Here is a 20,575-nt window from a genome sequence, read left to right as displayed (position 1 = left end):
CCCGCATCGCTCTGTTTTTAACATCGCCTATGGAAAAAAATGGTCTGTTCAGTCAGCGCATACGCTTGCGCCATTTGCATACATTTGTAGCCGTCGCTCAACAGGGAACGCTGGGGCGTGCGGCTGAAACTCTTAACCTGAGCCAGCCTGCGCTCTCGAAAACCCTCAACGAGCTGGAACAGCTGACCGGTGCCCGTCTTTTTGACCGCGGGCGGCTGGGCGCACAGCTTACCATCGTGGGCGAACAGTTCCTTACGCACGCCGTAAAAGTGCTGGATGCGCTCAATACCGCGGGCCAGTCCCTGCATCGAAAAGAAGCGCAATCCAGTGAGGTGGTACGCGTGGGCGCCTTGCCTACCGCAGCGCTGGGTATTCTTCCGCCGGTTATCGGCCAGTTCCACAAGCAGCAGCGGCATACCACAATTCAGGTTGCCACCATGAATAACACCATGCTGCTCGCGGGGCTGAAATCGGGCGAGCTGGATATCGGTATCGGTCGCATGTCCGACCCAGAACTGATGGGCGGTCTCAATTACGAACTGTTATTCCTGGAGTCCCTGAAGCTGGTGGTTCGTCCCAATCATCCCCTGCTGCAGGACACGGTGACGCTAAGCCGCGTTATGGAGTGGCCGGTAGTGGTATGCCCGAAAGGGACCGTCCCCCGCCAGACCGCCGAATCCTTGCTGCAGATGCAGGGATGTACGCTCCCTTCAGGGTGTATCGAAACGCTGTCGGCCTCGCTTTCACGCCAGCTCACCCTGGATTATGACTACGTCTGGTTCGTTCCCTCCGGCGCGGTAAAAGATGATTTACGCCAGGGAACTCTGATCGCCCTGCCGATTACCTCCCCAGGTGCCGGCGAACCCATCGGCATTTTGACCCGGGTGGATACCCCCCTTTCCACGGGCGCACAGACGCTGCTGAGCGCTATCCGTAAATCAATGCCGGTATAACACCTTTTTCACCCCTCACCCTAACCCTCTCCCCTTAGGGAGAGGGGACTAGCCCGTGCGTTAATCAATTAATGCGGAATAATTCATTAACAATTGCGTAAAACAATTTAACAGTTTTATCATAACGGTGAATTCACCAAATGGTTCGCAAATCATTTTATAAAACCGAATTCACTCGTATTAATCATTATTCCTCCCGCAATTATTACCCAACTGGTACATACCCGACGCTGCGGGGGATCGAAAGGAGAAAGACATGGCATTTGGCAGCGCGCCGCGCGGGATACCTCGTATTCTGCAGTGGCTTCTTGCCGGACTGATGATGCTCATCGGTCTGGCGGTCGGCGGGTTGGGCTTTAAGCTCGCCACCGTAGGCGGAAGTGGATACTTCCTGATCATGGGCGTGGTGATGGTGATTGCCGCGATCCTGATTTTCCTCAACCACACCAGCGGGATCGTGCTTTACAGCATCGCATTTATTGCCTCGCTGTTTTGGGCGGTAAGCGATGCGGGCTGGGATTTCTGGCCGCTGTTCTCTCGCCTGTTTACCTTTGCCGTTCTGGCCTTCCTCTGCGCCATCGTCTGGCCTTTCCTGCGTGCTGCGAACCGCAGCGCCGCGAACAAGGCGCCCGCTTTTGGCGTCGCGGCCGTGCTCGCGCTGGCCATGCTGGTCAGCCTGGGCTGGATGTTTAAGCCGCAAACCCTCGTGGCAGCGAACGAACCCGTGCCGGTGAAACCCGTCGCACCCGGCGAGCAGCAAAAGAACTGGGAGCACTGGGGCAACACCACCCACGGCGACCGTTTCGCCGCGCTGGACCAGATTAACAAGCAAAACGTCAGCTCGCTGAAGGTCGCGTGGGTTGCGCACACCGGCGATATTCCGCAGAGCAACGGCTCGGGCGCGGAAGATCAGAACACGCCTCTGCAGATTGGCGACACGCTGTATGTCTGTACCCCATACAGTAAAGTGCTGGCGCTGGACGTGGATTCCGGTAAAGAAAAATGGCGTTATGATTCCAAAGCCACCGCACCGAACTGGCAGCGCTGCCGCGGTCTGGGCTACTTTGAAGATAATGCAAACGTGACGGCGTCACAGACCGGGACATCACCAGCAGCATGCCCTCGCCGCCTGTTCCTGCCCACCACCGATGCCCGTCTGATTGCCATCAACGCGGATAACGGCAAGGTCTGCGAAGACTTTGGCGACCATGGCACCGTGGATCTTAGCGTTGGCATGGGCGAGATCAAGCCCGGGTATTATCAGCAGACCTCCACGCCGCTGGTTGCCGGGAACGTTGTTGTCGTCGGCGGTCGCGTCGCGGATAACTACTCTACCGGCGAACCGCCGGGCGTGGTGCGCGCCTACGACGTTCATACCGGTAAGCTGGCCTGGGCGTGGGATCCGGGTAATCCGAACCTGACCGGCCTGCCGCCGGAAGGCCAGACCTACACCCGTGGTACGCCGAACGTCTGGTCTGCGATGTCTTACGACGCCAAACTGAACCTGATCTACCTGCCAACCGGCAACGCCACGCCAGACTTCTGGGCAGGCGAGCGTACCGCGCTGGACGATAAGTACAGTTCCTCCATCGTCGCCGTCGACGCGGCCACCGGTCAGGTCCGCTGGCATTTCCAGACCACCCACCACGATCTCTGGGACTTCGATCTGCCTTCCCAGCCGCTGCTGTACGACCTGCCTGACGGTAAGGGCGGCACCACGCCGGTGCTGGTGCAGACCAGCAAGCAGGGCATGATCTTCATGCTTAACCGCGAAACCGGCAAGCCGGTGGCGAAGGTAGAGGAACGCCCTGTCCCGGCGGGCAACGTTGAAGGTGAACGCTACTCCCCAACCCAGCCGTACTCCGTAGGCATGCCGATGATTGGCAACCAGACTCTCACCGAGTCCGACATGTGGGGCGCGACGCCAGTCGACCTGCTGCTGTGCCGCATTCAGTTTAAAGAGATGCGTCATCAGGGCGTCTTTACCCCGCCTGGTCTCGATCGTTCCCTGCAGTTCCCTGGCTCACTCGGCGGGATGAACTGGGGCAGCGTCTCCGTTGACCCGAACAACAGCCTGATGTTCGTCAACGATATGCGCCTGGGTCTGGCGAACTATATGGTGCCGCGCGCGAACGTGGCGAAAAATGCCAGCGGTATCGAGATGGGGATTGTTCCCATGGACGGCACGCCGTTCGGCGCGATGCGTGAACGCTTCCTGTCACCGCTGGGCATTCCGTGCCAGAAGCCGCCGTTTGGCACCATGTCAGCCGTTGACCTGAAAACCGGCAAGCTGGTGTGGCAGGTTCCTGTCGGTACGGTGGAAGATACCGGCCCGCTGGGCATTCGCATGCACATGCCAATCCCAATCGGTATGCCGACCCTGGGCGCGTCGCTCTCTACCCAGTCCGGTCTGCTGTTCTTTGCCGGTACCCAGGATTTCTACCTGCGCGCGTTTGATACCGCCACCGGGAAAGAGATCTGGAAAGATCGCCTGCCGGTTGGCAGCCAATCCGGCCCGATGACCTACGTGTCCCCGAAAACCGGTAAGCAGTACATCATCATTAACGCCGGTGGCGCCCGTCAGTCGCCGGACCGCGGTGATTACGTTATCGCGTACGCACTACCTGATAAGAAATAAGATGTGAAAAAGGGACCGAAAGGTCCCTTTTTTTGCCCGGTGGCGCTACGCTTACCGGGCCTACCGTTATACGTAGGTCGGGTAAGGCGAAGCCGCCACCCGACGCAACACGCCACTCAGAACGTCTCCCAGTTATCCACGGAAACCGTCGCCGCCGGGCGCAACGGTACGTTCTGCGCCACCGGTGCAGCCGTCACCACGCGGCTCTGCTTTGCGCTGCTCAACCGAAACGCGCCAACCGCCTCGGTCAGACGCGCGCCCTGTTCTTCCAGAGACGCCGCCGCCGCGGAGGCTTCTTCCACCAGCGAGGCGTTCTGCTGGGTCACTTTATCCATCTCAGAAATCGCCTGGCTCACCTGCACAATACCGCGGCTCTGCTCATCGGACGCCGCGGCGATCTCCAGCATGATGTCGGTAACGCGTTTCACCGCGTCGACAATCTCATTCATGGTGTTACCGGCGGCCACAACCTCGCCGGAGCCCTGGTCAATCAGCGATACCGATTCGTTAATCAGGCTTTCGATCTCTTTTGCGGCGTTCGCACTGCGGCTTGCCAGGGTGCGCACTTCACTTGCCACCACGGCAAATCCGCGCCCTTGTTCACCCGCACGGGCCGCTTCTACCGCCGCGTTAAGCGCCAGGATATTGGTCTGGAAGGCAATGCTGTTAATCACGGCGGTGATTTCAGAGATCTTCTTCGAGCTGCTGGAGATATTGCCCATGGTTTTCACCACGCCGGAGACCATCTGGCCGCCGCGGGTCGCTTTGCCAGAAGCATCTTCCGCCAGCTTGCTGGCATGATGGGCGTTATCGGCGTTCTGCTTCACCGTCGCGGTCAGCTGTTCCATGCTCGCGGCGGTTTGCTCGATGGCGGCAGCCTGCTGCTCGGTGCGGGAAGAGAGATCGGTGTTACCGGCTGAAATTTCGCTGGTGCCACGGTAGATTTCCTCCGCCCCCTGACGTACGGTGCCCACGGTGTTTTCAAGCGAGTGCTGCATGGTTTGCAGATCGCGCGTCAGGCGACCAATTTCGCTGCGCCCCGCCACGTCGTCCGGCATCGTCAGGTCGCCCTTAGCGATATTCTCGATACGTTTCGCTGCCCGCTGCAGCGGATTGATTACCGTGCGGCGCAGCACGACAAAGGTCATCGCCGTCAGCACCAGCGCCAGCGCAAACGCGCCCACCATAAACATCAGGCCCAGCTGCGTGCGGCTGTGCGCCTGCGCCGTCAGCGCATTGGCACGGTCGGTACGGATCTTAATCGCCTTCAGCAGTACGGCGTTATAAGCGTCATCCAGCGGACGCGCCGTTTCGTTTTCGTGATTGATGATCGCTTCGAACATGCCGTTTTTGGCGAATTTCACCATCGGCTGCATGCCAGCGATATAGGCGTCGTAACGCGCCTTGAGATCCGCGTCCAGCGCTGCGCCCTCGGCGGTGCGCACGGCACGATTCATGTAGGCGGTAAAGCTCTCCTGGGACTGCTTAATGCGCGTTTCCGCCTCGCTGATGTTCTGCTTCATGGCGTCCATCTCCGCGATACGGCTTGCCGCACCGGCGTGGATCAGATTGATACGCGCGGTTCGAAGATGGTTTGAGCTGTTCGACAGCCCCATACGCACCTGAATTTCAGCTGTGACATCCTGCTGATCGTTATCGGCCTGCAGCAGGAAATAACCCGCCAGACCCGAGCTCAAGGCAAAGAGAAGAATAATGCCACCGAGAATGGAGGAAAACAGCGGAACCAGCCTGATGTGATGCAAGAAGCTCAGCTTGCGCTGCGCCAGCATCGAAGTAGTGTTGTCCATGACCGTCGACTCTCTTGTAGGTAAGATGCGTAAAAACACGCCTGTTAAATAGTCATCGGCACGGCACAGATTAAGATTACGGCTAAAAACGCCGCACTGGTCACACTTTAGAGAAGATTATTAAAGAAATGCCAGCGGCTAAAAACCGCTGGCAGAAGAGTTACTTGTCGCCGAAATGGATAACGGTACGGATGGATTTTCCTTCGTGCATCAGATCGAACGCCTCGTTGATCTGCTCCAGCGGTAAACGGTGGGTAATGAACGGATCGAGCTGAATCTTGCCGACCATGGCATCTTCAACCATACCCGGAAGCTGGGTACGCCCCTTCACGCCGCCAAACGCGGAACCGCGCCATACGCGCCCGGTGACCAGCTGGAATGGACGGGTTTTAATCTCCTGACCCGCTCCGGCCACGCCAATGATGATGCTCTCGCCCCAGCCTTTGTGGCAGCACTCCAGCGCGGAACGCATCACGTTCACGTTGCCGATACACTCGAAGCTGAAGTCCACGCCGCCGTCGGTCATCTCGACGATGACGTCCTGAATCGGCTTCTCGTGATCTTTCGGGTTCACGAAATCGGTCGCGCCCATTTCACCCGCCAGCCTGAATTTCTCAGGGTTGGTGTCGACCGCGATGATACGACCGGCCTTCGCCTGCACCGCGCCCTGAATCACCGCCAGACCAATACCGCCGAGACCGAACACCGCCACGGTATCGCCCTCTTTGACCTTTGCCGTGTTATGCACCGCGCCAATACCGGTGGTCACGCCGCAGCCCAGCAGGCAGACTTTATCCAGCGGCGCCTGCGGGTTTACCTTCGCCAGCGAGATCTCCGCGCAAACGGTGTATTCGCTGAAGGTGCTGGTGCCCATGTAGTGATAAACAGGCTCGCCGTTATAAGAGAAACGGGTAGTGCCGTCCGGCATCAGCCCTTTCCCTTGGGTGGCGCGCACCGCCTGGCAGAGGTTGGTCTTGCCGGATTTACAGAACTTACACTCGCCGCATTCCGCCGTGTACAGCGGGATCACATGGTCCCCCGGTTTCAGGCTGGTCACGCCCTCACCCACTTCCACCACAATTCCGCCGCCTTCATGGCCGAGTACCGCCGGGAAGACGCCTTCAGGATCGTCCCCCGACAGCGTAAACGCATCGGTATGGCACACGCCGGTATGGGTGATTTTGATCAGCACTTCGCCTTTCTTCGGCGGTGCCACGTCGATTTCAACGATTTTCAGCGGCTGGCCGGGACCAAATGCAACTGCAGCGCGAGATTTCATCATGTCTTCCCTTTTTGTCAGGTGTGTGGGTTTATTTTAGATAAGAGCGCAGCAAATGGCCGACTTCAGCCATGCGTACGGCTCGCTGATCCGGCGTGGTTTCCCCCGCTACCAGCTCGTCTTTGAGGTGAATTTCAACCATTTCGCCCATCAGGCCATTGGCAGCCCCGCGCACGGCAGCGATTTGCTGCAGGATGGCCAGACAGGGGTCACCCGACTCCAGCGCGCGTTCAAGGGCATCAACCTGGCCCCGAATGCGACGGACGCGGGTAAGAATACGTTTTTTATCTTCGGGTGAATGCGGCATACGCCCTCCTGATACTATAGGGGGGTATGGTATTTAACTTTCCTGTCGATGTAAACCTTCTGTTTTCGTTGCAACAGCAGCGTATCTACTGCATATCATCAACCAGGCAAATGAAACATCAAAAAGATATAAGATACTGAAATATATAATTTTTTAATGACATTATTTGCCTAACCGGATTGTAGCTTCCGTTGTTTAGTGACGATTTCATATACAACAGGAGTTAACAAATGGCATGGAACAAACACGCAGCAGCCCTGCACGCACGCCAGAATGCGGGAACTTCATCGCAAAGACGCTGTGGAGAATTTACGCGTAAGGCAATACGTGCAGGTGGCGTGGATATTGGCAATGCACCTAACGCAAAGGACTATGGCAGTAACCTTGAACGAGCAGGTTTTCGAGTTTTAGGGCAAGGTGAAACATTACAGGAAGGCGATGTGGTTGTTACTCAGCCCTATGATGGCGGTAATCCTGCGGGTCACATGGCAATTTATGACGGCACTACCTGGTACTCTGACTTCAGACAAAGAGATATGTGGGGTGGCCCCGGATATCGCTCCGCACGCCCCGCTTACAAAATTTACAGGAAAAGCTGATGCGTTACGTTCTCTTGATGTGCCTGTTTCTTACGGGATGTTCAACACAAATGGATGCGCCGGAAAAACGTACTCATGACTTTTACAAGTTTTACCTCACTGCTTTCGTTACAGACAGCAAAGAAGATAATCTCGATTCACCAAAAATGCGTGACTATATTGCGCAAGACACACTCTCCCGACTGCAGAAAATTTCCTCTCTTTATGAACAAGAAATTATCGGTTCCGACTATTTTACCTATACGCAGGACTATGCGGCTGAGTGGATCCCTGACCTAAGCGTAAGCAATGCGATTAACTCTGCGTCCGGGAAAGTTGTTAACGTTCAGTTGGGTGTGGGTAATGAGCGGAAACTGCAGCTAAAAGTGTATCTGCGCATAGAAGACGGTAAATGGAAAATTTATCGCGTCACCGATGCAAGCCATCATTTCGAACAGTATATTTTTGACGACAGCGCGATTGCTGCCGCACAACGGTATGCGGCCAGTATAACTTCTCCATAATTAGCAAGATCGGTCAGGATTCTGGCCGTTCGCTGAGGCAAAGTGGGTCATCAGGAGGATGCAATGAACGATGCAATCAAAACGGCTTACCGCGAGCGCTTCACGATGGTGTGCGACTATATCGCCAGCCATCTCGATGAACCGCTCACGCTGGAGAAGCTCAGCGCGTTAGCCTGCTGTTCGCCTTATCATTTTCACCGGCAGTTTCTGGCATTTAGCGGTCAGCCTCTGTATCGCTATATCCAGTGGCTACGCCTGCGTCATGCTTCCTGGCGGCTGGCGTTTAACCCTCAGGATAAGGTGATTGATATTGCGCTCGATGCCGGCTTCCAGAGCCCTGAATCGTTCAGTCGCGCCTTCAGAAATGCGTTTGGAAAAAGCCCGCGTCAGTTTCGGCAACAGCCGGACTGGCTGAACTGGCACCAGCGCGTACCGAAAATGACCTTTCAGGAGCAAAAAACGATGGAAGTTAAGATTGTCGATTTCCCACAGACCCGAGTGGCAATGCTGCAGCACCGTGGCAGCGCGGATCGGGTTAATGACAGCGCGGCGAAATTTATTGCCTGGCGTAAAACCACGGGCTTGTCGCCAGTGCACAAAAGCAGCACGTTTGGCATTGCCTGGGATGACCCGGCAACCACGCCAGCAGACGCCTTTCGTTTCGATATCTGCGGCAGTATCGCTGAAGCGATACCAGAGAATGAATTTGGGGTTTCCAATGGTGAAATCGACGGCGGACGTTACGCCGTCGGCCGTCACACGGGTTCTCTGGATACCATTTCCGCCACGGTGTGGGCGATGTTTCGTGACTGGCTCCCGGCCAGCGGCGAAACGCTGCGCGATGCCCCGGTATTTTTCCACTACCTCAACTTTATTCACGAGGTGCCAGAACATGCGCTGCAAACGGATATCTACCTGCCGTTAAATTGACGATCCCTTGTTTACCACCTTATTTCCGTTTTATCACAAGCGCTGTTATATGCCTGACTCAGGAACCGCACGCATTACATAAATTATATTAGGATCCGTTACTTATGGGCCACCCGCGCCTGCCGATTGCTTGCGGCAGGCGCTACCCCGCGACTGCGCGATCTGTGCAAAAAATCAAACACACCTTTAGATAAATACCACTTACTGTGACGTATGTTCCCAGGTAGTATTCAGAAACATGACGAATAAAGTCGCGACTTAATCGTCGCAGCACCTCTAATACAGATAAGCCAACACGCGGAGATAAAATGCTGTTCATTTTCACAATGTTTATATTTTCACTGACGCTTTCATTTTCTCCTGGCCCCGTTAATATGGTAATTATATCGTCTGGGGCCGCTCACGGTTTTAGAAAGACCTTCTCATTTGTCTCCGGTGCAACAATAGGGTTTACGTTATTACTTATCTTTATTTGTTTCGGTTTTTACGCTGCAATCGAAAAACACCCTTTGTTCTTCCGTTACCTTAATATTGTCGGTTCTTTATTTATAATGTATCTGGGCTATAAGATAGCGTCATCCCGTCCCGATATATCATTAACAAAAACAGATTCTCCTGGTTTTGCTCAGGGTTTTGTCATGCAATGGATCAACCCTAAGGCATGGACCGCGTGCGCCTCAGGGGCAGCGATGTTTTCCGAACCCTCAAACCCTGCGACAGCATTCGTCTTTGTAACGGTCTATTTTTTAGTCTGTTACCTGTCGCTATCCGCATGGGCATTAATGGGAGCAAAGGTGTCGGTGCTGCTCAGGAGCACACAGCAGATCCGTACGTTTAACGTGTTGATGGGCGGACTGTTGCTTATTACGGCGTGTTACATGCTCGCTTTAGCATTTTAAACCCTTTATAACGAGTGAAACTCAATCGCGTTATAAATATCGTTAATCAATTTGTAGGCAATACTGCTGGTCGACATATTAGAAGGCCATACGGCATAGACTTTCAGCGGTTCTAATGACCAGTCAGGGAGTATTTCCTGCATGTCTCCACGCTTAACGTCCTCTTCGCTTAAATAACGGGGAGGTGCTGCGAGACCAATTTGTTGCCTGGCAAGCGCATAAGCGGCTTCGACATTATCTACATACACGCCAGGCGTATACGTTACGACCGCCACTTCCCCATTTTTATGGCGAAATTCCCGGCTATTCTGCCGCATATTGAGTCCTATCCATGGCAGTTGCGCCAGGTCATCAGGATGCGTAATCGTCGGATAATGGCTGAGCAAATCACGGGAAGCAACGACCTGGCGCGGCAGCACAAAAAGATGGCGCGCTTTCAGTGAACTGTCCGGCAGTTCGCCGATTCTAAATGCAACATCAATGCCGTCGGCAATAATATCTCTGCGCGTATCACTGTAAGAGATATTCAGTAAAATGCCCGGATGTCGCTTTATAAAATCGGCCAGATGCCGGGTAAACGCACTCTTCAAAAAAACGGCAGGAAGTGAAACAGTAAGCTTATTCGCCGTTGATATCGAACGCTGCTTGAATTCAATGACCCCCTGCTCATACAGCGCCAGCATCGATTTAGCCGTTTCCAGCAAATTTGCGCCATCGTGAGTCAGAGAAAGTTTGCGGGTGTTTCTGTAGAGCAGCGCGCAGCCAAGATTTTTTTCCAGCTTTGATAAATGCGTGCTTGCCGTTGCGGTTGTAAGCCCTAACGCTTCTGCCCCACCTGAAATGGATCCAGCTTCAGCAATCTTTGCAAACACTATCAGATAACGGATGTCATCAATCATTTATCGTCCTGTTGCGACGGCGTTCCTGCGAACTCCTCATTCAATCATAGAGTTACGATATCGTACTTTCCTCCACGGCCGCATCTCTTTTTGTAGTGAGAGCTTTAGCGCCCTACCAATTTTAGTGTAAAACAATAAATGTTTATTGTTAAACGATAAACTCCAGGCTAGCCTGCACGCACTTCAACTTACTTTTTGCCTGGAGAGGCATCGAATGAAAAGAAGTCTGCTGTATGGCGTTTTGCTCGCGGGGATCGTGCTTTGCGCCCCCTTACACGGTGCGGAGCTGTCCGGTTACGCGGGTCTGGGCGTCGCGGTCAGTCCCGTTTATTCGGGATCGCGGCATTACGCACCCGGACCGCTACTGAAGGGCGGCCTGAGTCTGAAGAGTAAAGACTGGGGGCAATGGGATCTCTCAACGCAGGGGCTGGCATGGACATATCACCCCGACGCCCCGTTTGCCGTGAGCCTGCTGCTGGCCTCTGATGAGGGGCGAAAAGAGACGGTTAACTATCCCTTCTCCGCTCGAAAAAACCGTGATCTCCAGGGAATGGGTGATATGGCCGACATGCTGATGGCGGGCACGGAAATGCGTTATCAACGCGAGGACTGGATGATATGGCTGCGCGCGTTAAGTGCAACGCAAAAACACCGGTACGGTGGCGAGACGCAGCAGCTGGCGAGGACCGTGAACAGCGGCGTAAAGTCCACCCTCTGGCGCGGGCAGGACGTCGAATTTTCGGTCGCAGGTGACATCACCTGGGCGAACAGCGGCTATCAGCAGCGCCATTATGGCGTCACCGCGAACCAGTCTCAGCGCACCGGGTTTGAGGCGTATTCCCCATCTTCGGGTTTACAGGAAGCTGGAGTCGATAGCGAACTGGTCTGGCACATCAGTGAAAATCTGGCGGCTGGGGTGACCGGTCGCGCAGCCTGCCTGCTTGATGAAGCGGGTAAAAGCCCGCTGGTTAACAGCCGCATGCAGTACACCCTGTCATCAATGATCCAGTACGAGTTCTGAGGCGCAGACCATGAATAAACAGTATGTATACAGCCGCAGGCGAGTGTTAGCCGCAGGGGTGGTTTTTGTGTCGCTGATTGCCGCAGGCATCTACCTGCAGCCGGGCGTCAGCACGCCGTCCCCGCGCCAGACGGGTGATGCAACCATCGTCTCGTTCCTGACGCCACTCCTCAGCGGGGCGCGTGGCAGCGTTGCCGTCGCACTTATCACGCCAAAAGGCGTGCAGTACGCCCTGTGGGACAGCGATTTTACAAAACAGTATGAAATCGCCAGCCTGACCAAAACCATGACCAGCAGCCTGTTGATTGAGGCGCAGCGACGCGGCGAGGCGACTCCGCAAACCCGCGTCGGTGAACTTATTCCGGAGATCGCAGGCCCGGCGAGCGATATTACCCTGGCGCAGCTGGCTTCACATCGCTCCGGCCTGCCGCCGCTGGCGACGTCGTTACCCGAGAAAGTTCAGGTTATTAAGTCCATCATCCTGCGTGACAATTTCTGGGACTTCGATGAGGAGACATTAATAGACATGGTGAATAAAGCCAGCGTCGAACGCCCGGCCGGATTTGACTATTCCAACACCGGTTATGCGCTGCTGGGACTGGCGCTGGCGCGTGCATCGCATCAATCTTTTGCTGACCTCCTGCAAACGCGCGTATTCGCTCAGGCGCACATGACAGACTCCGTCGTCGCCAGTGATACAACGCCCGCCTCTTCAACGTTCAGCCGGGGCCGGTCCGCTTCCGGCCTGAGCGAAGCGCCGTGGATAATGCACGCATTTGCCCCTGCAGGAGGCGTGCGTTCAACCATTGTCGACATGGCCCATTACGCTCAGTCGCTGCTGGCAGGACAGCTCGCATGGCGCGACGCAATGACGCCGCAGTTTGCAACTGACGATCCCGATTCACGCGTGGGCTATGGCTGGTTCACCACACGCATTCAGGGGCGCGATATCACCTGGCATGATGGTGAATCGTCGGGGTTCGCTTCCGCTATCGCCTTCGACCGACAGCGTAAAAGCGCCGTGGTGATCCTCTCCGACACCGCGTGGCCGGTGGTTGTCCCGGCCATGCGGCTGCTATTAACCCAGTCATCTCATACAGCAGAGGCGCATCATGAACTGGATTGATATTCTCTGGGCGATACTGACCTTGGTTTCGGCCCTGCTGTTTGGGCGCGGAACGTGGGCCGCGCAGTATAAACTTCGGCTGATGAACACAATGCTGAGCGATGGGCTCATTCTTTATTGCATGGAAATGATGCAGACCATCACCCATCTGAGCAGTTCAGGCTACCTGTTCAGAATGCTCACCTGGGTGATTCAGGCGTCTTATCTCGCCTTTTGCGTCTATCATGTGTGGCCAAAACCCTGGATGAAACGCGCCGCTAACTGGCTGAACGGCGGTAAGATTGCCATCGCGCTAATGCTTATGTCATGCTTGTGCATGCTGGTCTTAAAATAATATGAAACACTCAGGAAGGTTCGATGTGAATGGTGCGAGGGGTAAACTCAGTCTGGTGTTCATCGCAGGGGTGCTGCCGCTATTTCTCATCCTGGCATTAATCACCCCTTTATGGATTTATTTCACCGGCGAGTCGTTTTTTATTTCCACTCTGCTAAAGCTTGCCGAGGTTCAGAAAGACGATCTGGCTGTTGCAACGGTTTCGTCGCTGCGCCAGATACTCCTGCTGGCGATCCTTTATCTTCCGGTGGGGCTGTTTGCCTTTGCTGTCTGGCAGGGAATGAGCGTCACGCGGCAGGTTCGTCAAAAACAGATCCTCTCCCGGGCTCTGGCAAACAGCGTTCGCAAGATTGCCATCGCGATGTTAAGCCTTGGGATCGCACTGCCGGTCTGTCGCTTTTTGATCCCGCTGACGATCGCGTGGCCGGGACATTACTACCAGGTCACCCTTTTGCTTGGGGATTTTGTTCTGTTATTAACAGGCGGTTTGCTGCTGGTAACCTTTCACTCCCTGGTCGAAGGGATCAAAGCGGAAGAAGAAAATAAGGAGTTCATCTAATTATGGCTGTCGTGGTTCACCTGGACAAAATGCTGGTAGAGAAGAAAATGACGTCCAGAGCACTGGCAGCCTTTGTGGGGATCACTGAGCAAAACCTGTCGCTGCTCAAGTCCGGCAAGGTGAAAGGGATACGTTTTGATACGCTGGCGAAAATATGCGAGGCACTGCAGTGTCAACCGGGCGATATCCTCTCCTGGGAGCCGGACAGCCCGGAATGACGCGCCAACCCCCACTCTCTGTGGGAGTCCCCCGCACAGAGATATATCCGAAAACCACCCTGTTGGGTGCTGAAATTAACCTTTCGTCTCTCACATCCGCAAAGAACGGCTATCCTTTAATTATCAACAAAAGGAGGCAAAAATGTCTGATATCGGTACTGATAAAAACACCCAGTTTGCTGAAGACAAAGCAAAAAATAAACTTGATGAACTTGCAGGTTCGGCGCAGCAGCAGTTTGGTGAGTTCGTTGATTCACCAAAGCATCAGGTAAAAGGTGCGGCAAAAAAATATGCCGCGCAGGCCAGCGATGCTGTTTCCGATGTTACTGAAGCGGTCAGAAATAATCCCCTCACCGGCCTCGTCGCAGCGGGTGCGGTCGGTATTGTTCTCGGCCTGTTGCTGGGTCGAAAATAATAAAAGGCCCTTCGGGGCTTTATTTTTTGTTAACTGAACAACCTGACCATGCGGTCTAACTCTTCCTCTTTCACAGCACGCGATAAATAATAACCCTGAAAGTTTTTGACGCCCAGCGCGACTAATTTTTCGAATTTCTCTTCACTATCAACCCCCTCTGCAATGCAGTCTGCCCCGGTCATGTCGCTATAAATCTGTATCGCTTTAATCAAGTTATAGTCATTGTCGTTTGCCACAAAATGCTCGACGATGTCCCGATCCAGTTTGAGTCCGTCAAAATGCACCTGGCGCACCGGGAAAATGGTTTGGTGGTTAGAGAAACAGTCATCCAGAAACAATCGACACCCCGTATTGCGTAAATGCCGCATGGTTTCAGGGATCCTTTTGTCCTTCGTCACGTCAATATCTTCTGCAAATTCAAAGACCAGCTTTTCGGCCCACTGCGGTTTGAGCAGCATGCCGATGGCTTTTCTCGCCATATCTGGCAAGGCATTGCCGGAAGCCAGACGAGGCGGGATATTCACTGAAAAATAGTATTTCCCGTTATACTTATTAATTCCTGATACGGCGGCATGGATGACTAGCGCCGTTATTTTTAGCCATATCTCATAACTGGAAATATCCGTAAAAAAACTGGTTGGCTTGACAATCTTACCATTCTTATTCCAGCGAATGAGTATCTCAAACCCTACACCTTTTTTATCACGATCGGTAATGATCTGATAGGCAGGAAATATCTCTTTGTTATGCAACGCATTGAAGATTTCTGCTTCCTTATCCGTAAACTCCGTTTTTTGACTTCGCCGATTAATGCTTCCCTCCGTTTTTAAATTGTGCGGATCGTGTAGCCATCGCTTAATTAATCTTAATTTCAGCACACCTTCCTTGCGGTGGGTGTAAACCGTTTTATTAGAGAGTCCCATTCTATCGCACATTTCTTTTACGGACATGCCGCGGTAGAAATTTAACAATACATCAATCTCTCTTTTTGTAAGCCATTTAATATTTTCATGCGGAGAAATATCCGTACTGCGTTCGCGTAATAAACGTGAGCGGTCCTTAAACCCGTTATGGTGGGTGTGAAAACAGGTTATTACATCTGAAACATGGGCTATACGAATTAATGACAATTGATAGCGGTTATTTAAAAGACTGCTAAGGGTGCGATACAACCAGCCATCCGGTATGTCACCATACAGGGTGACGCGTCGAATAACGGGGAGTGCATTGAGCACGGATGCCAGTCGCTTCAGGCTCTCCAGAAGATCGACAATACCTTTGCCGAGAAAAGCTACAATATGAGCATTCTGATTTATAAGGATATTTTGCAGTTCCTGTTGAGAGACCTCATCCCCCTCAAAGTGAATATGCGTGGCCTGTACTCCGTACCTGCTAAGGATCTCACGATATCCCTGGAATGTGAACGCGCAGGCTGAAACGACAAATTTTTGTTCATCGCACGCCCCATTTCTGAGAAAAACTTTGTGGATCATAACCAGCTCCTGGGCACCAAAAGCGCCGTTTCCATTTGTGAATAAATTAAATTTATTGCACACGTTGAGAACAGTAATTTTATCCTGGAGCCTCAGGGTAAGATACAGTTATCAGCCTGATTCACTGGAACATCTTTGCGTTAATCACCAGTTCGCAAATATACCTTTCTTTGCAAATAACAACGGCAAATATCTCATTCTCAGGGTATAATGAGAATTCCGAAAAAGAAGACTGAACACTTCATCTATCGGCTCATTAAAATACGAGAAAAATGCTATGGATAATCACATCTCATCCAGGGCCTTGCTACATCGAAGGGATGTTATAAAGAACAATCCGCGATTCGGTGAGGCAATATTAGAGCACTACACAATTAATGACACCATCTATAAAAAACAACCTCTTTTCTACAAGACAATGCTGCAGGAATCACGATTTAACATTATCCTCTCTATGTGTTGTTTTATTTTTGGAAATCAGGCGGAGTCAGTTTCAGAGATTAAAGATTTATGTTCTCGCTATAAGATAGCCAGCCCCAACAGCGTTATTGCGATCATTACGATACTGAGAACCACCGGGCGCATCAGGACCTGGCGCTGTACGGAAGACAGACGCAAAACGAGAATCGCGCCAACTGAAAAAGGCCTGAATGAACTTAAGCGTTATATGTCCGGCGCTTTTTTACCCGTCAGTATTCTTTACCCGACATTCAATATTAACGTGAACCTGCTGGACAATGATATTTTGAGAAATAACTTCTTCCGCCGCGCGGCAGAATATCTTTTTCGGGGATTAACGTTCAGGAAGGTGTTGCCTGAAGTGGGATTATTTATCGATAAAGATGGCGGACGTATGATTATGCTTTATCTTTACCTGCAGGCTATGAAAAATAAATCTGCCCATGGTGCCGTCATCGACTATTCAGCCAGCACGCTCGCAAAAGAATTTTTCGTTTCGCGTATCCACGTCAACCGGATTATCAAATCAGCTCAGGAGGCAGGCTACCTGAAAGATCGGGGTGATGGTCGGCTATCGATATACCCGGCGTTTATCGAACTCGTCGAAAATTATGTCGGGTTATATTTTGCCTATGTTACGCATTACATCAACGTTGTACCCAAAGAGCGACGCCACGCTCACAACGTGACGTCAACCGTATAATCCTCCAGGCGTTCGGTCTCCCGAACGCCCTTCACCTATCGTTCCCGCAGCGCCTCTTTTGCCTTGTTCAGCGGTTTCAACAGATAATCCAGAATGGTTTTGCTGCCGGTTTTAATATCAACGGTAGCAATCATGCCCGGAAAGACCGGAAATTCCTGCCCTTGCTTATTGGTCAGATGGTTACTGTCGGTACGAATATAGACGCGATAATAGTAGACATCTCTTTTCACCTCATCCTGCAGGGTGTCCGGGGAAATCATGGTCACTTCCCCTTCCAGCCCACCGTAAATGGAGTAGTCATAGGCCGTCACTTTCACCAGCGCCTTCTGACCGGGATGGATAAACGCCACATCGCGCGGCGATATTTTCGCTTCGACCACCATCTGATCGTCAAGCGGGACCAGGCTCATCAGCTTGCCGTTCGGCGGGATAACGCCTCCCACGGTCGTGACGTCAATGTCCTTCACGATCCCACGAACCGGCGCATTGAAGGTCAGCCGGGTCAGGGAGTCCTCACGCCCTTTCATCACCGAACGCTGGGCTTCAATCTCCGCGTTGGCTTTCGCCAGCTCTTCACGGGCGCGAACGTAATACTGGTTTTTCATCTCGGTGATTTTATTCTCAAGCTCATTCTTTTGACGCTCAAGACGCAACACCTCAACCTTGCTGGCCGCCCCCTGGGTCACCAGCGGCCGGGTTAACGACAGCTCGCGCTGCACCAGCTCGGCACCCTGACGCAACCCGGCCAGCCCTTTTTCGAGGCTTTCACGACGGGACTGGTAGAGTGCCGTTTCCTGTTTGACCAGTTCAACGTCGTCATCCAGCTCACCCGGAAACGCCAGTTCCGTGTCGTTCACCTCGGCCTTCAGGCGCGCAGCCGTGGCCATCGCCGCATTCAGACGAGACTCACTCTCCAGCACGCTCGACTCGGTTTTTGTCCGGTCTAGCTGCGCAAGCTGCTGGCCGCGTTCCACAATGTCGCCTTCGCGCACCATCAGGCTGTGGATAATGCCGCCTTCCAGGGACTGGATGACCTGCTCATGCGAAGACGGTATCACCTTGCCGCTGCCGGTCGTCACCTCATCAAGATGGAACAGGCTCGCCCAGGCGATAAACGCCGCCAGCAGGGCGAACAGGGACCATGCCACCAGGGTAGAGCGCGGCAGGCGTGGCTCCTTCAGTCGGCTATTGAAACGGGAGAAATCATTCATGCCGCGCCCTCCTCGGCAACCGCCGCCGGCTTCATGGTCACGGTGCGCTGCGCTGTCTTTTGCGGCGCCATTCCGTGCTGGTGCAGGATGGCGTCGCGCGGGCCGTCCATCACCACCTTGCCGTTTTCCAGCACGATGATGCGGTCGACCAGGTCCAGGATCGGCAGGCGATGCGTCGCCACCACCAGCGTCCGGCGTTTACCCAGCCATGTGTGAAGATGCTGAATAAACTGCTTCTCGCTCATTTCGTCCAGCCAGGCCGTTGGCTCGTCCAGCAGCAGGATAGTCGGCGAGGTGATCAGGGCACGCGCCAGCAGCAGCGCCTGACGCTGTCCGCCGGAGAGGCCAGCCCCGCCCTCGTTGATGATATAGTTCAGCCCCATTTTCTGTTTGCGCACAAACTCCAGCGCGCCGCTGTTAACCAGCGCCTGATGAATTTCGTCATCGGTCGCCAGCGGGTTCCCCATCAGGATGTTGTCCCGCACGGAGCCAAAGAACAGACGGGCCTGCTGGCTCAGCAGCTGCATGTCGCGACGCACGTCGGCCGGGTCGAGGTGATTGAGGGCAATATCATCCAGCAGAATGCTGCCCTGCTGCGGCTCCTGCATGCCCGCCAGAAGCTGTAACAGCGTGCTTTTACCGGAGCCATTACGTCCGAGCACCGCCACGCGCTCTCCGGCGCGGATCTGCAGCTTGCTGATGTTAAGTACGGTAAGTTTCTCTTCCTCGTCGTAATAAAACCCGACGTCCTCAAGCGCGTAGTCGCCGCGCAGGTGGGCCTTGTGCACCTTTTTGCCGTGCTGCGGATCGTCAATCGGCCGCTGCATCAGATCGTCCAGCCCCTTGCGGGCCACTTTTGCCGACTGCCAGCGCGAGAGCACGCCTGAGATCTGCGACAGCGGCGCAATGGTCCGTGACGCCAGAATCGAGGTACCCACCAGCGCACCGGTGGTCATGTCACCGCTGATGACCAGGTAACAGCCCACCAGCAGTACCACCGCATAGACGATAGACTGCACCTCCTGGGTCCAGGTGAGCAGCAGGCCCGTCAGCCAGCGCTGCTTCATGCCGACGCTGGCGGCAACGTCGTTGGTGTTATTCCACTGGTTCTGGAAACGCTGCTCGGCGCGCATCAGCTTGATGTCTTCAATGCCCTGCACCGCTTCCACCAGCGTGGCGTTGCGAATGGCGGATTCACGCATCCCTTCGCTGGAGAGTTTTCCCAGCGGGCGCTGCACCAGCAGGCCCGGAATAAGCAGTAGCGGCACGGCGAGCAGAACCACCAGCACCAGCGGACCGCCAATCATCCACAGAATGAAGACGAACAGCAGGAAGAACGGCAGATCGGAGAGGGCCGCAATGGTCGTCGAGGTGATCAGCTCGCGCACCGACTCCAGCTCGCGGATCTGCGCGATAAACGATCCGGTTGATTTCGAGCGTGCGCCGTTTTTAATCCGCAGCGCGTGGGCAAAGACGCGTTCAGAGATGCGCAGATCGGCGCGCTTCCCCACCACGTCAGAAATGTGTACGCGCAGCATGCGCATGATGAATTCGAACACGATGGCAATCATCACGCCGCCAAACAGCACCCACAGCGTGGCTTCTGACTGCGACGGTACCACCCTGTCGTAGACCTGCATGGAGAAGACCATGCCGGAAAGCGCCAGCACGTTGGCGACCAGCGCCACCAGCATAATGTCGCTGTAGCGTCGCCAGTCCTTCAGCGCCAGCTGCCAGAACCAGTTTTTCTCATACGGTTTGATGTAGTCGTCCACGCGGGCATCCGGCGTGGATTCGAGCGGGCGCAACACCATCAGCCCCTTTAGCCGCGCCCCGAGCTCGTCACGCGTCAGCGTTGTCTCCAGCCCCGCGTCGCCGCTGAACTGCAGGCTGACGTTGCCTTCGCTGTCCATGCGGTTAATGACCGCGATTTGTCCGCCAGTGAATTCCGCCAGCAGCGGCAGGCGCCACGGATCGAGGGATACCGCTTCTGCCGCCACCATACGCATCCCAAGCCCAAGCTGGCGCGCCATCTCCTCCAGCACCAGCTGGCGCGGAGACTGGCTTTCATGGTTAATCGTGACCCGAACATGCTCCGCTGAGAAATCCAGCCGATAGTATTTCGCGATGATAAGCATGCCCTGCAGCCAGGGTTCGTACTGTGGATGTGTCTTCATAATCTCCGGGTTAACGCAATTCGTGTAAAGAAACGCCAAAAGGC

The 20,575-nt window shown here is 54.2% G+C and carries 20 protein-coding genes; 13 read left to right on the top strand and 7 right to left on the bottom strand.

All coding sequences use genetic code 11. The features are described 5' to 3' along the window. Nucleotides 1-29 precede the first annotated feature (29 nt). A complete protein-coding gene (locus AC0TOY_RS15375; protein ID WP_024908406.1) occupies nucleotides 30-953 on the top strand; it encodes a LysR substrate-binding domain-containing protein in 924 nt (307 codons plus the stop codon). A 256-nt stretch (nucleotides 954-1,209) separates the two neighbouring features. Beyond that, nucleotides 1,210-3,591, top strand: coding sequence for a glucose/quinate/shikimate family membrane-bound PQQ-dependent dehydrogenase (locus AC0TOY_RS15370; protein ID WP_473722070.1), 2,382 nt, complete (start codon nucleotides 1,210-1,212; stop codon nucleotides 3,589-3,591). A 116-nt stretch (nucleotides 3,592-3,707) separates the two neighbouring features. Here AC0TOY_RS15370 and AC0TOY_RS15365 read toward each other — a convergent pair whose 3' ends face one another. The 3 genes from AC0TOY_RS15365 to AC0TOY_RS15355 all read right to left on the bottom strand — a co-directional run bounded on the left by AC0TOY_RS15365 (nucleotide 3,708) and on the right by AC0TOY_RS15355 (nucleotide 6,985). Further along, complete coding sequence (locus tag AC0TOY_RS15365; RefSeq protein ID WP_473722069.1) at nucleotides 3,708-5,399, bottom strand: methyl-accepting chemotaxis protein; 1,692 nt, start codon at nucleotides 5,397-5,399, stop codon at nucleotides 3,708-3,710. 160 nt (nucleotides 5,400-5,559) lie between these two features. Continuing rightward, nucleotides 5,560-6,678 (bottom strand): S-(hydroxymethyl)glutathione dehydrogenase/class III alcohol dehydrogenase, encoded by a 1,119-nt coding sequence (locus AC0TOY_RS15360; protein WP_021242543.1) that lies wholly within the window; start codon nucleotides 6,676-6,678, stop codon nucleotides 5,560-5,562. 31 nt (nucleotides 6,679-6,709) lie between these two features. Next, on the bottom strand, nucleotides 6,710-6,985 hold the full coding sequence (locus AC0TOY_RS15355; RefSeq protein ID WP_021242544.1) for a metal/formaldehyde-sensitive transcriptional repressor: 276 nt from the start codon (nucleotides 6,983-6,985) through the stop codon (nucleotides 6,710-6,712). Nucleotides 6,986-7,215: 230 nt separating this feature from the next. On the opposite strand from AC0TOY_RS15355, the gene AC0TOY_RS15350 reads away from it, so the two are divergent. The 4 genes from AC0TOY_RS15350 to AC0TOY_RS15335 all read left to right on the top strand — a co-directional run bounded on the left by AC0TOY_RS15350 (nucleotide 7,216) and on the right by AC0TOY_RS15335 (nucleotide 9,916). Then, complete coding sequence (locus AC0TOY_RS15350; protein ID WP_157189152.1) at nucleotides 7,216-7,584, top strand: NlpC/P60 family protein; 369 nt, start codon at nucleotides 7,216-7,218, stop codon at nucleotides 7,582-7,584. After that, a complete protein-coding gene (locus tag AC0TOY_RS15345) occupies nucleotides 7,584-8,087 on the top strand; it encodes a YqhG/Tai3 family protein (RefSeq protein WP_157189151.1) in 504 nt (167 codons plus the stop codon). Before AC0TOY_RS15350 ends, AC0TOY_RS15345 begins: the two co-directional genes overlap by 1 nt. 63 nt (nucleotides 8,088-8,150) lie before the next feature. Then, on the top strand, nucleotides 8,151-9,017 hold the full coding sequence (locus AC0TOY_RS15340; RefSeq protein WP_473722068.1) for an AraC family transcriptional regulator: 867 nt from the start codon (nucleotides 8,151-8,153) through the stop codon (nucleotides 9,015-9,017). Nucleotides 9,018-9,325: 308 nt separating this feature from the next. Further along, nucleotides 9,326-9,916: a LysE family translocator gene (locus AC0TOY_RS15335; protein WP_032647107.1), complete on the top strand. Its 591-nt coding sequence runs from the start codon at nucleotides 9,326-9,328 to the stop codon at nucleotides 9,914-9,916. 5 nt (nucleotides 9,917-9,921) lie between these two features. Here the strand turns inward: AC0TOY_RS15335 and AC0TOY_RS15330 are convergent, their stop codons facing one another. Then, nucleotides 9,922-10,815 carry a LysR family transcriptional regulator gene (locus AC0TOY_RS15330; protein WP_267216499.1) on the bottom strand — a complete coding sequence of 298 codons (894 nt, stop codon included), beginning with the start codon at nucleotides 10,813-10,815 and terminating at the stop codon, nucleotides 9,922-9,924. A 214-nt stretch (nucleotides 10,816-11,029) separates the two neighbouring features. Between AC0TOY_RS15330 and AC0TOY_RS15325 the strand changes: the two genes are divergently transcribed. The 6 genes from AC0TOY_RS15325 to AC0TOY_RS15300 all read left to right on the top strand — a co-directional run bounded on the left by AC0TOY_RS15325 (nucleotide 11,030) and on the right by AC0TOY_RS15300 (nucleotide 14,488). Continuing rightward, nucleotides 11,030-11,836: a MipA/OmpV family protein gene (locus tag AC0TOY_RS15325; protein ID WP_208763879.1), complete on the top strand. Its 807-nt coding sequence runs from the start codon at nucleotides 11,030-11,032 to the stop codon at nucleotides 11,834-11,836. Nucleotides 11,837-11,846: 10 nt separating this feature from the next. Then, the gene (locus AC0TOY_RS15320) at nucleotides 11,847-12,962 is read left to right on the top strand and encodes a serine hydrolase domain-containing protein (protein WP_157189146.1); all 1,116 of its coding nucleotides are present in this window, start codon (nucleotides 11,847-11,849) and stop codon (nucleotides 12,960-12,962) included. Beyond that, the gene (locus tag AC0TOY_RS15315) at nucleotides 12,949-13,296 is read left to right on the top strand and encodes a hypothetical protein (RefSeq protein WP_473722067.1); all 348 of its coding nucleotides are present in this window, start codon (nucleotides 12,949-12,951) and stop codon (nucleotides 13,294-13,296) included. The genes AC0TOY_RS15320 and AC0TOY_RS15315 overlap by 14 nt, the downstream gene beginning before the upstream one ends. Nucleotide 13,297: 1 nt before the next feature. Beyond that, nucleotides 13,298-13,855: a DUF2975 domain-containing protein gene (locus AC0TOY_RS15310; protein ID WP_032647099.1), complete on the top strand. Its 558-nt coding sequence runs from the start codon at nucleotides 13,298-13,300 to the stop codon at nucleotides 13,853-13,855. Between the two features lie 2 nt (nucleotides 13,856-13,857). Next, nucleotides 13,858-14,073: a helix-turn-helix domain-containing protein gene (locus AC0TOY_RS15305; protein WP_024908393.1), complete on the top strand. Its 216-nt coding sequence runs from the start codon at nucleotides 13,858-13,860 to the stop codon at nucleotides 14,071-14,073. Nucleotides 14,074-14,215: 142 nt separating this feature from the next. Beyond that, nucleotides 14,216-14,488, top strand: coding sequence for an ElaB/YgaM/YqjD family protein (locus AC0TOY_RS15300; RefSeq protein ID WP_024908392.1), 273 nt, complete (start codon nucleotides 14,216-14,218; stop codon nucleotides 14,486-14,488). A gap of 29 nt (nucleotides 14,489-14,517) precedes the next feature. On the opposite strand, the gene AC0TOY_RS15295 is transcribed toward AC0TOY_RS15300, so the two are convergent. Beyond that, nucleotides 14,518-15,981, bottom strand: a complete 1,464-nt coding sequence (locus AC0TOY_RS15295; protein WP_473722066.1) for an EAL domain-containing protein — start codon at nucleotides 15,979-15,981, stop codon at nucleotides 14,518-14,520. A gap of 277 nt (nucleotides 15,982-16,258) precedes the next feature. Between AC0TOY_RS15295 and AC0TOY_RS15290 the strand changes: the two genes are divergently transcribed. Beyond that, on the top strand, nucleotides 16,259-17,143 hold the full coding sequence (locus AC0TOY_RS15290; RefSeq protein ID WP_473722065.1) for a MarR family transcriptional regulator: 885 nt from the start codon (nucleotides 16,259-16,261) through the stop codon (nucleotides 17,141-17,143). Nucleotides 17,144-17,178: 35 nt separating this feature from the next. On the opposite strand, the gene AC0TOY_RS15285 is transcribed toward AC0TOY_RS15290, so the two are convergent. Next, complete coding sequence (locus AC0TOY_RS15285; protein WP_024908389.1) at nucleotides 17,179-18,354, bottom strand: HlyD family type I secretion periplasmic adaptor subunit; 1,176 nt, start codon at nucleotides 18,352-18,354, stop codon at nucleotides 17,179-17,181. After that, nucleotides 18,351-20,531, bottom strand: coding sequence for a type I secretion system permease/ATPase (locus AC0TOY_RS15280; RefSeq protein ID WP_473722064.1), 2,181 nt, complete (start codon nucleotides 20,529-20,531; stop codon nucleotides 18,351-18,353). The genes AC0TOY_RS15285 and AC0TOY_RS15280 overlap by 4 nt, the downstream gene beginning before the upstream one ends. Between the last annotated feature and the right edge of the window lie 44 nt (nucleotides 20,532-20,575).

The sequence above is a fragment of the Enterobacter sp. PL_is379 genome (genome assembly GCF_055817355.1).
Note: the sequence above shows the minus strand (reverse complement) of the source record. Positions and strands in the feature narration are given on the sequence as shown.

Coding starts and splice junctions, on each gene's coding strand:
- AC0TOY_RS15355 (WP_021242544.1), bottom strand. CDS start 6,985: ATGCCGCATTCACCCGAAGATAAAAAACGTATTCTTACCCGCGTCCGT.
- AC0TOY_RS15345 (WP_157189151.1), top strand. CDS start 7,584: ATGCGTTACGTTCTCTTGATGTGCCTGTTTCTTACGGGATGTTCAACA.
- AC0TOY_RS15335 (WP_032647107.1), top strand. CDS start 9,326: ATGCTGTTCATTTTCACAATGTTTATATTTTCACTGACGCTTTCATTT.
- AC0TOY_RS15370 (WP_473722070.1), top strand. CDS start 1,210: ATGGCATTTGGCAGCGCGCCGCGCGGGATACCTCGTATTCTGCAGTGG.
- AC0TOY_RS15285 (WP_024908389.1), bottom strand. CDS start 18,354: ATGAATGATTTCTCCCGTTTCAATAGCCGACTGAAGGAGCCACGCCTG.
- AC0TOY_RS15310 (WP_032647099.1), top strand. CDS start 13,298: ATGAAACACTCAGGAAGGTTCGATGTGAATGGTGCGAGGGGTAAACTC.
- AC0TOY_RS15280 (WP_473722064.1), bottom strand. CDS start 20,531: ATGAAGACACATCCACAGTACGAACCCTGGCTGCAGGGCATGCTTATC.
- AC0TOY_RS15350 (WP_157189152.1), top strand. CDS start 7,216: ATGGCATGGAACAAACACGCAGCAGCCCTGCACGCACGCCAGAATGCG.
- AC0TOY_RS15315 (WP_473722067.1), top strand. CDS start 12,949: ATGAACTGGATTGATATTCTCTGGGCGATACTGACCTTGGTTTCGGCC.
- AC0TOY_RS15295 (WP_473722066.1), bottom strand. CDS start 15,981: ATGATCCACAAAGTTTTTCTCAGAAATGGGGCGTGCGATGAACAAAAA.
- AC0TOY_RS15330 (WP_267216499.1), bottom strand. CDS start 10,815: ATGATTGATGACATCCGTTATCTGATAGTGTTTGCAAAGATTGCTGAA.
- AC0TOY_RS15305 (WP_024908393.1), top strand. CDS start 13,858: ATGGCTGTCGTGGTTCACCTGGACAAAATGCTGGTAGAGAAGAAAATG.
- AC0TOY_RS15360 (WP_021242543.1), bottom strand. CDS start 6,678: ATGAAATCTCGCGCTGCAGTTGCATTTGGTCCCGGCCAGCCGCTGAAA.
- AC0TOY_RS15325 (WP_208763879.1), top strand. CDS start 11,030: ATGAAAAGAAGTCTGCTGTATGGCGTTTTGCTCGCGGGGATCGTGCTT.
- AC0TOY_RS15320 (WP_157189146.1), top strand. CDS start 11,847: ATGAATAAACAGTATGTATACAGCCGCAGGCGAGTGTTAGCCGCAGGG.
- AC0TOY_RS15290 (WP_473722065.1), top strand. CDS start 16,259: ATGGATAATCACATCTCATCCAGGGCCTTGCTACATCGAAGGGATGTT.
- AC0TOY_RS15365 (WP_473722069.1), bottom strand. CDS start 5,399: ATGGACAACACTACTTCGATGCTGGCGCAGCGCAAGCTGAGCTTCTTG.
- AC0TOY_RS15300 (WP_024908392.1), top strand. CDS start 14,216: ATGTCTGATATCGGTACTGATAAAAACACCCAGTTTGCTGAAGACAAA.
- AC0TOY_RS15340 (WP_473722068.1), top strand. CDS start 8,151: ATGAACGATGCAATCAAAACGGCTTACCGCGAGCGCTTCACGATGGTG.
- AC0TOY_RS15375 (WP_024908406.1), top strand. CDS start 30: ATGGAAAAAAATGGTCTGTTCAGTCAGCGCATACGCTTGCGCCATTTG.